This is a genomic window from Micromonospora coerulea (assembly GCF_016598485.1).
GTDB classification, from domain to species: Bacteria; Actinomycetota; Actinomycetes; order Mycobacteriales; family Micromonosporaceae; genus Micromonospora; species Micromonospora coerulea.
Genome location: NZ_JAEMUW010000009.1, coordinates 20,736 through 32,238, shown reverse-complemented (window position 1 = coordinate 32,238; position 11,503 = coordinate 20,736). Strand labels below are relative to the sequence as shown.

Genomic DNA, 11,503 nt, shown 5'->3' with positions numbered 1-11,503 from the left:
GGTCCGCCGTGACCGGCCCCGAGATCGTGGTCGACCGGAGCAGCCCGGTCCCGCTCTACTTCCAGGTCGCCGAGCAGTTCAGCGCCGCGATCCAGCGCGGCGAGCTGGCGCCCGGCGACCGGCTGGACAGCGAGCTGCAGCTCGCCGACCGGCTAGGACTGTCCCGGCCCACCGTCCGGCAGGCCATCCAGCATCTGGTGGACAAGGGACTGATCGTCCGTCGCCGCGGCGTGGGCACCCAGGTCGTCCGGGGCGAGGTGCGCCGCTCGGTCGAGCTGACCAGCCTGCACGACGACCTCGCGCGGACCGGGCGGCAGCCGTCCACCTCGGTGCTCGAACTGGCCACTGTGGCCTGTCCGGCGCAGGTGGCGGCCGCGCTCGGGGTCACCGCCGGCAGCGCGGTGCAGCATCTGCGCCGGCTGCGGTTCGCCGACGGGGAGCCCCTCGCGGTGATGGAGAACTGGCTCCCCCCGGATCTCGTCCGGCTCACCCTCGACGGCCTGCAGAGCCGGGGCCTGTACGCGATCCTGCGCGCGGCCGGCCTGCGGGTGCGCGGCGCCCAGCAGCGGATCGGCGCCCGGGCGGCGACCGCGGCGGAGGCGCAGATGCTTGGCGAGCGGCGCGGCGCCCCGCTGCTGACCATGACCCGGACGGCGTACGACGACCAGGGCCGCTACGTCGAGCACGGCGTGCACATCTACCGGGCTTCCCGGTACGCGCTGGAGGTGACCGTCGCCGAGCGGTGACGCGCCTGATTCCGGCTCATTTCAGTGACAGGTATTTACGTCGTCAGGCTGTCATGACATTGTGGCCGACAAGCACCGCCGGCATGGACCTGCGGCCGGCGGGCGACCCGCGAGTCTCTTCGAAGTCAACTCCTTGCGAAGGGAACAACCCCATGTCAGTCACACCAAGACGCGTCACGGGTGTGCTCGCCGCGCTCACCGCCGTCACCCTCGCCGCCACGGCCTGCGGTGGCGACGCGGAGCCCGCCGGCAAGGACGCCAAGAACATCACCCTCACCATCGCCACCAACGCCATCGCCGGTGGCAAGAACTCCGCCGGTGCCGAGTGGATCGAGAAGTGGGTCATCCCCCGGTTCGTCGAGGCCCAGAAGGCCAAGGGCGTCACCGCCAAGGTGTCGTTCGTGCCGAGCGGCGTCGACGACGAGCCGTACAAGACGAAGCTCGCGCTGGACCTGCGGTCCAAGGGCGGCGCCGACGTGATATCGGTCGACGGCATCTGGGTCGGCGAGTTCGCCCAGGCCGGCTACCTCAAGCCACTGTCCGAGGTGGCCGGCGACCAGGTCGACAGCTGGGACGGCTGGTCGCAGATCCCGGAGAGCGTGCAGGGCCTGGGCACGTTCGAGGACAAGAAGTACGGCATCCCGCAGGGCACCGACGGCCGGGTCCTGTACTTCAACAAGAAGCTCTTCGCCAAGGCCGGCCTGCCCGCCGACTGGCAGCCGAAGAGCTGGCAGGAGATCCTCGACGCCGGCGCCAAGCTGAAGGCGCTGCCCGGCGTGACGCCGATCCAGATCAACGCCGGCACGGCGATGGGTGAGGCGACCACCATGCAGGGTGCCCTGCCGCTGCTGGTCGGCGCCGGCGGCGAGATCTACAAGGACAACAAGTGGGCCGGCGCCAACCAGCCGGTCAAGGACATGCTCGACTTCTACACCAAGGTCTACGGTGGCGGGCTGGGCGATCCGAAGCTCCAGCAGGAGGCCAAGGGGCGCGACAAGTCCTTCGCCGAGTTCGCCGCGGGCAAGATCGGCATCCTCGCCGAGGGCGACTACTTCTGGCGCGGCGTCGTCAACCCGAAGGACGGCGTCGCCAAGATGCCCGACCGGGACACCACCGTCGGGTGGGCGATGATTCCGGCCAAGCAGCCCGGCGCCGGCATCCGGGGGCAGGACTTCGTCAGCATGTCCGGCGGCGGCGTCGACGTGCTGAACCCGAACTCGAAGTACCCGGCACAGGCGTTCGAGCTGCTGGCGTTCATGCACTCGGCGGAGGCCACCAAGGAGCAGCTCGCCGGCGCGGCGCGGATCACCGCCCGGATGGACGTCAACAAGGAGGTGCTGGCCGGCGACCCCCTGCTCAGCTTCGTCGCGGAGAAGGTGCTGCCGCTGACCGCGTACCGGCCGCCGCTGGCGGTCTACCCGCAGGTGTCGGTGGCGCTGCAGGAGGCGACCGCCGCCGCGGCGTCGGGCAAGAGCGCCGACGAGGCGGCTGCGGCGTACCAGAAGAAGGTCGAAGGGATCGTCGGTGGTCCAGGTAACGTCTCGTCCTGACGAGACGGTCGGGGGAGCGCGCCCGGTGACGGGCGCCTCCCCCGCCCCCGACGCCGCCGGGCTGGGCCGGGCCCGCGCCGCCGGGTTCCTCGTCCCGAGCATGGTGCTGATCCTGCTCTTCCTCGTGGTGCCGGCCGCCTGGACGATCTACCTGGGCGTCACCAACTACCGGCTCACCGGCCTGGCCGCGGCCAACCCGGAGATCGTCGGCCTGGACAACTACACCCGGGCGCTGACCGACGAACGCTTCCGCACGTCGCTGCTGCTGACCCTGCAGTTCGTGCTCGGCTCGGCGGTGATCGGCCAGGCCGGCCTCGGCTTCGCCATCGCCTTCGCGCTGCGCGACCGGCGGGGTCCGCTGCGCCGGGTGGTCGAGGCGTTCATCCTGCTGTCCTGGATCCTGCCCAGCTCGGTCGTCGCCTTCCTCTGGATCGCCCTGCTCGACCGGGACGCCGGCACGCTCAACGGCCTGCTCGGCACGCCCGGCATGGCCTGGCTGCTCGACCATCCGATGCTGTCGATCATCATCTTCAACACCTGGCGGGGTACCGCGTTCTCGATGATGCTCTACGCCGCCGCGCTGGAGAACGTACCCCGGTCGCACCTGGAGACCGCCCGGCTGGCCGGCGCGTCCACCTGGCAGCAGCTGCGCGACGTGGTGTTCCCCCGCATCCGCGGCCACGTGCTGACGAACCTGCTGCTGATCAGCCTCTGGACGTTCAACGACTTCACCCCGTTCCTGATCACCGCGGGCGGCCCCGAGCAGCGCTCCGAGGTGCTGGCGGTCTACGTCTACAAGGTGGCACTCTCCGGCGGCGAGCTGGGCTTCGGCGCGGCCATCTCGTTCATCATGCTGCTGATCAACCTGGTCATCGCGCTGATCTACCTGCGCATGCTCGGCCGGCGGAAGGAGCGGGCGTGAGCGCGAGGAGTGAGCCGGTCCTGCGAGCCCCGCAGTCGCGAACTCAGGAGGCGCCGTGAGTACCGTGACGACGACGGCGGACGGCACCGGAACCGCCGACCGGTCGAGGGCCGCCGTGCGGCACCTGCTGGCCCGGGTGGGGCGCTACGTCTTCCTCTGCCTGGTGCTCGCCTTCTTCGCCCTGCCGCTGCTCTGGCTGGCCACCGCGCCGTTCGACGACACCCCGACGATCGGCACCTCGCTGCCGGACTTCACCCTCGACAACTTCCGGACCCTGCTGGACAACCCGTACGCGATGACCTCGCTGGTCAACTCGGTCTGGCTGGCCGGCGGCACCGCCGTGCTGGTGGTGACGTTCGCCGCCCTGGCCGCGTACGCGCTGAGCCGGGTCCGGGTGCCGGGGCGGGACGCGCTGCTCTACGGACTGCTGCTGCTCTCGTCGATCGTCACCGGCACGGCGACCATGGTGCCGCTGTTCGAGCTGGCGTTCCGGCTCCACCTGATCGACTCCCGGCTCGGGGTCATCCTGATCCTCACCGGCGGCCTGCTGCCGGCGGCGATCTTCATCCTCAAGGACTTCATGGACGCCACGCCCACCTCGTACGAGGAGTCCGCGCGAGTGTTCGGCGCCAGCCCGCTGCAGATCATGCGGCACATCGTGGTGCCGGTCGTCCGACCCGGGCTGGCCACCGTCGGGGTGTGGGCGGTGGCGAACGTGTGGGGCAACTTCCTGGTGCCGTTCCTGCTGCTGCGCGGCCCGGACAAGGCGCCGGCCGCGGTGATCATGTACACGCTCTACACCGAGGGCGGCCAGGCCGACCTGCGGCTGCTCTCCACCTTCTCACTGCTCTACTCGCTGCCGGTGGCGTTGATGTTCGTCTTCGTCAGCAGCAGGTACGGATTCCGCTTCCACGGAGGGATCAAGCGCTGATGTCCGCCATCACCCTGCGCGAGCTGACCAAGGTCTACCCCAACGGGGTACGCGCCCTGGACGCCCTCGACCTGGAGATCGCCGACGGCGAGTTCTTCGCCCTGCTCGGCCCCTCCGGCTGCGGCAAGACCACCCTGCTGCGCACCATCGCCGGGCTGGAACTCGCCTCCGGCGGTACCGTGCGCATCGGCGAGCGCGCCGTGACGAACCTGCCGCCCGGCCAGCGGGACGTGGCGATGGTCTTCCAGGACTACGCGCTCTTCCCGCACATGACCGTGCGGGACAACATCGCGTACCCGCTGCGGATCAAGAAGGTGGGCAAGGCCGCCCGGCAGGACAAGGCCGCGGCCACCGCCGACGAGCTGGGCCTGTCGACGCTGCTGGACCGGCGGCCCGGGCAGCTCTCCGGCGGCCAGCAACAGCGGGTCGCCCTCGCCCGGGCGATGGCCTGCCACCCGAAGGTGTTCCTGCTCGACGAACCGCTGTCCAACCTGGACGCCCGGCTGCGGCTGGAGGCGCGGACCTTCCTCAAGCGGCTGCAACGCGAGCTGGGCGTCACGACCGTCTTCGTCACCCACGACCAGGCCGAGGCGCTGGCCCTGGCCGACCGGATCGCCGTGATGGAGGGCGGCCGGATCCGGCAGGTCGGCACCCCCACCGAGGTGTTCCGCCGGCCGGCCAACACCTTCGTCGCCGGGTTCATCGGCTCGACCCCGATGAACCTGGTCCCGGCCCGGGTCGACGGCGACGCACTGGCCCTCGCCGGCGTACGGTTGCCGGTGCCCGAGGACGCCCGCGGCCAGCTCGCCGACGGGGAGACCGTGGTCTACGGGGTCCGGCCCGAATACCTCGACTATTCCCCCGAGCCGGTCCCCGAGGCGCTGACCGGCCAGGTCGCCGTGGTGGAGAACCTCGGCAGCTTCTCGCTGGTGTCGCTGGACGTGCCCGCCGAGGACGACACCGCGACCAGCGTGCAGGTCGTGGTGCCCGAGGGACGGGAACCGGATCCCGGCGACACCGGCTGGGTGGTGCCACGGCCCGGCCGCTCACTGGTCTACCGCGACGGCGAGCTGGTCGGCGGCGCGACGGCGCCACCGGTGCCGGCGCCGCGTACCGGGGTCGGGGCGGAAGCCTGACCATGGTCAGCCACCGGGGCAGGTGGACGCTGCGGGACCGCGCGGAGGACGTGCTGCGGGCCCTGCCGGTCACCGTCGCGCCGGGCACCGCCGCGCTCACCGTACGGCTGGACTACCCGCGCGCGGCGGGCGTGCTGGACCTCGGGTGCGTCGGGCCGGCCGGCTTCCGGGGCTGGTCCGGCGGTGCCCGGGACGGTTACACGATCACCCCGGACTGGGCCACCCCCGGCTACCTGCCCGGCGAGCTGGAGCCCGGCGAGTGGCAGGTGCTGCTCCGGCTGCACCGCGTCCCGCCCGAGGGCCTTGACTTCGAGATCACCGCCACCACCAGCAGCGCCGCACCGGCGCCGCCGCCCGCACCCGTCGCGCCGCCCCGACCCGAACGTCCGCCCCGACCGGCGGTGCCGGACGTGGACGGGCGGCGCTGGCTGGCCGGGGACCTGCACGCCCACACCGTGCACAGCGACGGCGCGCAGACCATCGACGAGCTGGCCGCCCTCGCCGTCTCCCGGGGCCTGGACTTCCTCGCCGTCACCGATCACAACACGGTCAGCCACCACCCCTGGCTGCCCGGCTCGGCCCGCCGGTACGGGATCACCCTGCTGCCCGGTCAGGAGGTGACCACCGACCGGGGGCACGCCAACGCGTTCGGCCCCGTGGGCTGGATCGACTTCCGGCGACCGGCGGACGAGTGGCTCGCCGCCGTCGAGCGCGCGGGAGGGCTGCTGTCGATCAACCACCCGCTCGGCGGGGACTGCGCCTGGCGGCAGCCGGTGACCAGCCGCACCCGACTGGTGGAGGTGTGGCACTCCGGCTGGTGGGACCGCACCTGGGGGGCTCCGCTGGCCTGGGCTCAGGCGTGGCGGCCGGACGTCGTACCGGTCGGGGGCAGCGACTTCCACCGACCCGGCGCGGACGCGCTGCCGGGAGCCCCGACCACCTGGGTGCTCGTCGATGGCGACCCGGCCGACGAGGCGGCAGTCCGCGACGCGCTGGCCGCCGGCCGTACCGCGGTCTCCGCCGGCCCGGACGCTCCCCTGCTGCTGCGGCTCGGCGACGAACTGCTCGCCCTCGGCGCGGACGGCGCGCTGCTCGGCTACCCGGACGGCCGTCATCGGGTGGTCCGCGGCGACCGGTGCCTGCTGCCCGCCGCCGACGGGCTGCACGTCCTGGAGTCCCACCGCATGGAGGTGATCGCACTGTGCCGCTGACCGCACGGACCAGGGTGGCCGGAGCCCCCTGCAACTACGGCATCTACCAGGCGGACGACCCGTTCGTCGGCCCGGACGAGCTGCTCGCGTCGCTGGCGACGGACGGTTACACCGGAGTGGACTCCGGGCCGATCGGCTACCTGGGGACCGGGGAGGTGCTGGCCGGGCGGCTGGCCGCCAGCGGCATCGGGCTCGCCGGCGGCTGGGTCGACCTGCGCTTCGCCGACCGCGACGGGTTCGCCGAGGATCTCGTCCAGCTCGACGCGGCACTGGACGTGTTCGCCGCCGCGCCCGTCGATGATCCCCGGTTCGCGCCCCGGCCCACCCTCGCCTGCCCCGGCAACCCGGCCCGGATGGCCCGCCCGGGCACCCCGCCGGACCTGGCCGCCGCCCTGCCGGCCGCCGCCTGGCCGGGCTTCGCCGCCCGGGTGCAGCAGGCCGTCGACCGGTGCCGGGGCCGGGGCCTCGAACCGGTGTTCCACTACCACCTGGGCACCGACGTGGAGACCGAGGCGGAGGCCGACCGGCTGCTGGAACTCACCGACGTGGCGGTCTGCCTGGACACCGGGCACCTGATGCTGGCCGGCGGGGACCCGGCCACCGCGCTGCGCAAGTGGGCCGGCCGGATCGGTCAGGTCCACCTCAAGGACGCCGACCTGGCCGCGCACCACCGGGTCCGCGAGGCCGGCGGCGGGCTGGCCGAGGTGGTCGCGGCCGGTGGCTTCTGCGCCCTGGGCGCCGGCGACGTCGACTTCGCCGGCGTGCTGCGCGGCCTCGACGAGATCGGCTACACCGGCTGGCTGGTGATCGAACAGGACGCGCCCGCGCAGGGCCGGGACCTGGAACGGATCCGCGCCGACCAGCACGGCAACCGGCGGTGGCTGGCGGAGGCGCTGCGATGACCGAGGGGGGCAAGCGGATCAGGATCGCGGTGGCCGGGCTCGGCGTCATCGCCCGTACGGTGCACCTGCCGCTGCTGCGCCGCCGGGCCGACCTGTTCGACGTCGTCGCGCTCAGCGACCTGTCCCCGTCGCGGCTGGCGGAACTCGGCGACCGGTACGGCGTCGATCCGGCCCGGCGGTACGCGGACGCGGCGACCCTGCTGGCCGGCGGCGGCTACGACGCGGTGCTGCTGGCGACCTCCGGCTCGCACGGGGAACTCGCCGCCGCGGCGCTGGGCCGAGGGCTGCCGGTGCTCTGCGAGAAGCCGCTCGCCTACACCGTCGCCGAGACCGACCGGCTGACCGGCTCCGGCGCGGCGCTGATGGTCGGCTACATGAAGCAGTACGACCCGGCGGTGGCCGAGGCCGCCCGGCTGCTCGACGAGATCGGCGGCCCGGCGGCGGTGCACGCGGTCGAGGTGACCGTCCTGCACGCCGCCGGGGACCAGCAGCTGGCGTTCGCCAACCTGCCGCCCGCGCCGCGGGACGTGCCGCCCGCGGAGCTGGCCCGGCTGCGGGAGGCCGACGACGGGCTGCTCGACGCGGCGGTGGGCGGGGACCGGGGCGCCCGCACCCTCTACCAGATTCTGATCAACAGCGTCTCGCACGACCTGTCGCTGCTGCGGCTGTTCACCGGCGCGCCGGCCACGGTCGACCACGTCGCGACCTGGCCGCTGGCACCCGACGGGCCGGCCGAGCCGTCGGTGGAGATCTCCGGCCGGCTGCCCGACGGCGGCCGGTACGGCATCCGCTGGCTCAACCTGCCGGACTGCCCGGCCTACCGGGAAACGGTGACGCTGCACCACGCCCGGGGGGCGCTGGAGCTGGTCTTCCCGTCGCCGTACCTGCTCAACGCGCCGACCACCCTGACCGCGGTGGACCGGCGCGGCGACGGCGAGCGGCGGACGGCGTTCCGGTCGGTGACCGAGGCGTTCGAGCAGGAGCTGGTCGCCTTCCACGCGATGGTGACCGAAGGCACGCGCCCGCTGAGCGGCATCGCCGAGGGCGCGGCCGACGTACGGACCAGCCAACAGGTGGTACGCCGCTACGGGGAGTTGACCGGGGCGGCGATCGGCGGAGAGGCGGCGAGCTGATGGACCGACCGACCGAGATCATCGTGGTGCCGCACACCCACTGGGACCGCGAGTGGTACGAGCCGTTCCAGCGGTTCCGGCTGCGGCTGGTGGCCCTGCTCGACGAGGTCTTCGACCGAATGGCGCACGACGAGCGCCAGCGGTTCACCCTGGACGGGCAGCTCGCCGCGGTCGACGACTACCTGGAGGTCCGGCCCGAGCGCCGGGAGCAGGTGGTCGCGCTGGTGCGGGCCGGGCGGCTGTCCGTCGGGCCGTGGCAGATCCTGCTCGACGAGTTCCTCTGCTCCGGGGAAAACATCGTCCGCAACCTGGAGCGCGGGCTGGCCCGCAGCGCGGGCCTGGGCGGGGCGATGCCGGTCGGCTACCTGCCCGACATGTTCGGGCACGTCGCGCAGATGCCGCAGCTCCTGGCCGGGGCGGGACTGGCCCACGCCTGCGTGTTCCGGGGCGTGCCGGAGCGGGTCCGGTCGCACGCGTTCGCCTGGCAGGCGCCGGACGGCACCACGATCCGCACCGAGTACCTGCCCGGCGGCTACGGCAACGCGGCCGGACTGATGGACAACCCGCGCCTGGTCACGCGCCGGGCGGTCGACCTGGCCGAACGGTTGCGCGGCTGGCGGCCCGACGGCGACGACACCCCGATCCTGGCGATGTACGGCACCGACCACGCCGCGCCCGCGCCGGACGCCCCGGACCGGCTGGCCGCCGCCGACGTCGACGGGGTACGCCTGCGGCTCGGCACCCTCGCGGAGTACTTCGCCACCCAACCGACCACGGTGGACGGCCTGCCCGTCGTGGCGGGCGAACTGCGCTCGCACGCCCGGGCCAACATCCTTCCCGGCGTGATCTCCGTACGCGCCCACCTCAAGCAGGCGATGGGCCGCGCCGAGCGGCGGGTCGAGCGGTACGCCGAACCGCTGGCCGCGCTCTTCCACGACCCGTCCGTGCAACGGTTCCTCGACATGGCCTGGACCCGGCTGATCGACGCGAGCTGCCACGACTCGGTGACCGGATGCGGCTGCGACGAGACCGCCGAGCAGGTGGCCGCCCGGCTGGCCGAGGCGGACCAGCTCGGCCGGGCCGTCTGCGACCTGGTGGGGGCGCGGCTGGCCGGCGGTGTGCCGCGCGACGGGTACCTGCTGTTCAACCCGACCCCGGCGGCTCGGACCGCCCTGGTCCGCCTCGACGTCGAGGGGCCCGGGGACGGAGCGGTCGGCCTGGTCGGCGCCGACGGCACGGTCGCGCCCGCCCAGGTCCTCGACCGGGCCCGGACGCTGCTCGCCGACGACCTGGTGCCGACGGCCGACCTGCCGGCGGTGCTCACCCGGGTGCACGGGCGCGAGCTGTACGGGCAGGAGATCACCGCCTGGTCGGTGTCGCCGGACGACGCCACCCTCACCTTCCGGGTGGCCCGGCACGGCGACCCGGCCTTCGACGTCGAGGACGTCCGGCTGGCGCTCGCCGCCGCGGTCGGCCCGGACCGGTGGCGGGTGCGGATCGTCGCCGCCCCACGGCTGACCGTCGCCGCGCTGGTCGAGGTGCCGGCGCTCGGTCTCGCCGCGGTGCGCCCGGTGGCCCTGCCCCCGGACGACCCGGCCACGCGGGCGGACAACCCGGCGCCGGTACCGGAGGCGGCCCGGGCGCGGGCGAACGGCGCCGCGCTGGGGCCGGAGGCGGCCGGCGCGGCGGGCCCGGCGCCCGTGACGGTCGTCGGTCGGGCCGTCGACAACGGCCTGCTCCGCGTCGAGGTGGCCGAGGACGGCACGCTGCGGCTGTCCGCACCGGACGGCCTGAGCGTGGACGGCGTGGCGCGGATCGTCGACGGCGGCGACGTGGGCGACAGCTACAACTACGCGCCGCCGGCCGCGGACGAGCTGGTCGACAAGCCGCGCGCGGTGCGGACCGTCGTGGTGCACGAAGGCCCGGTGGTCGCCGTCCTCGACGTGGTCCGCGAGTACCGCTGGCCGGTCGGCGCCGACGTGGACGCGGGTTCGCGCCGCGTGGACCGGGAGACCGCCACCGTGACCACCCGGGTGGAGCTACGGGCCGGTGAGGCCTTCGCCCGGCTGCGGCTGAGCTTCGACAACCGCTGCGACGACCACCGGGTCCGCCTGCACCTGCCGCTACCCGCAGCGGCCCGTTCGTCCTACGCGGAGGGTCAGTTCGCGGTGGTCGAGCGCGGGTTGACCGCCGAGGGTGGCGGCGGTGAGGTGCCCCTGCCGACGTTCCCCGCCTCCGGGTTCGTCGCCGCCGGGGGCGCCGAGGGGTCGCTCGCCGTGCTGCTGACCCAGCCGACCGAGTACGAGGTGACCGACTCCGGCCGGGAACTGGCCGTCACCGTACTGCGCGCGATCGGAATGCTGTCCCGTAACCGGCACGCCCTGCGGGACGAACCCGCCGGCCCGCAGCTGCCCACGCCGCTGGCCCAGTGCCGGGGCGAGCGCAGCGTCGAGCTGGCGGTGCTGCCGTTCCGGGGCGACTGGGACTCCGCCGGGGTCCTGGCGGCGGCCGAGGCGTACCGGCACGAGCTGCTGGACTTCCCGGGCAGCGGCGAACCCTCCGCCGGGCTGCCGGCGCCGGTCACCGGAGTGACCGTCGACGGGGACGGCGTCGCGCTGACCAGCCTCCGGGACCGGGACGGCCGGATCGAGCTGCGGGTGGTCGCCGCCCGGGACACCAACGCCGTCATCGGGGCCGGCCGCGGCTTACGCGGGGCGTGGCGGGCCGACCTGATCGGCCGAGCGGGCGAGCCGCTGCCGGTCGACGGCGACGGGCGGGTCCGGCTGCCGGTGCGGGCGTGGGAGATAGCGACGATCCAGCTCGACCTGGCCGGCTGAGGCTTCTCCTGGTCGGGCGGTCACGGCGACCGCCCGACCCTCAGGTCGCCGGGGTCACGGCTCCCACCCGCGAGGATCAGAAGATTTCTCCGTCCGGCTGTTGCGTTTCGCCGAGCCAACCCGATGAAGCTTTCG

At 73.8% G+C, this 11,503-nt stretch carries 9 protein-coding genes; all 9 read left to right on the top strand.

Going from position 1 to position 11,503, the window contains the following annotated elements:
- Positions 1–8: 8 nt before the first annotated feature.
- On the top strand, positions 9–746 hold the full coding sequence (locus I8N68_RS13790; RefSeq protein ID WP_200210354.1) for a GntR family transcriptional regulator: 738 nt from the start codon (positions 9–11) through the stop codon (positions 744–746).
- A 152-nt stretch (positions 747–898) separates the two neighbouring features.
- Complete coding sequence (locus I8N68_RS13785) at positions 899–2,296, top strand: extracellular solute-binding protein (RefSeq protein ID WP_200210353.1); 1,398 nt, start codon at positions 899–901, stop codon at positions 2,294–2,296.
- A gap of 25 nt (positions 2,297–2,321) precedes the next feature.
- The gene (locus I8N68_RS13780) at positions 2,322–3,218 is read left to right on the top strand and encodes a carbohydrate ABC transporter permease (protein ID WP_200210352.1); all 897 of its coding nucleotides are present in this window, start codon (positions 2,322–2,324) and stop codon (positions 3,216–3,218) included.
- A gap of 55 nt (positions 3,219–3,273) precedes the next feature.
- The gene (locus I8N68_RS13775; RefSeq protein WP_200210351.1) at positions 3,274–4,149 is read left to right on the top strand and encodes a carbohydrate ABC transporter permease; all 876 of its coding nucleotides are present in this window, start codon (positions 3,274–3,276) and stop codon (positions 4,147–4,149) included.
- Positions 4,149–5,285, top strand: a complete 1,137-nt coding sequence (locus I8N68_RS13770) for an ABC transporter ATP-binding protein (RefSeq protein WP_200210350.1) — start codon at positions 4,149–4,151, stop codon at positions 5,283–5,285. The genes I8N68_RS13775 and I8N68_RS13770 overlap by 1 nt, the downstream gene beginning before the upstream one ends.
- A gap of 2 nt (positions 5,286–5,287) precedes the next feature.
- On the top strand, positions 5,288–6,496 hold the full coding sequence (locus I8N68_RS13765) for a CehA/McbA family metallohydrolase (RefSeq protein ID WP_200210349.1): 1,209 nt from the start codon (positions 5,288–5,290) through the stop codon (positions 6,494–6,496).
- The gene (locus I8N68_RS13760) at positions 6,487–7,398 is read left to right on the top strand and encodes a sugar phosphate isomerase/epimerase family protein (protein WP_200210348.1); all 912 of its coding nucleotides are present in this window, start codon (positions 6,487–6,489) and stop codon (positions 7,396–7,398) included. Before I8N68_RS13765 ends, I8N68_RS13760 begins: the two co-directional genes overlap by 10 nt.
- Positions 7,395–8,531, top strand: a complete 1,137-nt coding sequence (locus tag I8N68_RS13755; RefSeq protein WP_200210347.1) for a Gfo/Idh/MocA family protein — start codon at positions 7,395–7,397, stop codon at positions 8,529–8,531. The genes I8N68_RS13760 and I8N68_RS13755 overlap by 4 nt, the downstream gene beginning before the upstream one ends.
- Positions 8,531–11,368: a glycoside hydrolase family 38 N-terminal domain-containing protein gene (locus I8N68_RS13750; protein ID WP_200210346.1), complete on the top strand. Its 2,838-nt coding sequence runs from the start codon at positions 8,531–8,533 to the stop codon at positions 11,366–11,368. Before I8N68_RS13755 ends, I8N68_RS13750 begins: the two co-directional genes overlap by 1 nt.
- Positions 11,369–11,503 lie beyond the last annotated feature (135 nt).

Bases quoted from the DNA above. Each gene is read 5' to 3' on its own strand.
- I8N68_RS13765 (WP_200210349.1), top strand. From the start codon at position 5,288: ATGGTCAGCCACCGGGGCAGGTGGACGCTGCGGGACCGCGCGGAGGAC.
- I8N68_RS13785 (WP_200210353.1), top strand. From the start codon at position 899: ATGTCAGTCACACCAAGACGCGTCACGGGTGTGCTCGCCGCGCTCACC.
- I8N68_RS13755 (WP_200210347.1), top strand. From the start codon at position 7,395: ATGACCGAGGGGGGCAAGCGGATCAGGATCGCGGTGGCCGGGCTCGGC.
- I8N68_RS13770 (WP_200210350.1), top strand. From the start codon at position 4,149: ATGTCCGCCATCACCCTGCGCGAGCTGACCAAGGTCTACCCCAACGGG.
- I8N68_RS13750 (WP_200210346.1), top strand. From the start codon at position 8,531: ATGGACCGACCGACCGAGATCATCGTGGTGCCGCACACCCACTGGGAC.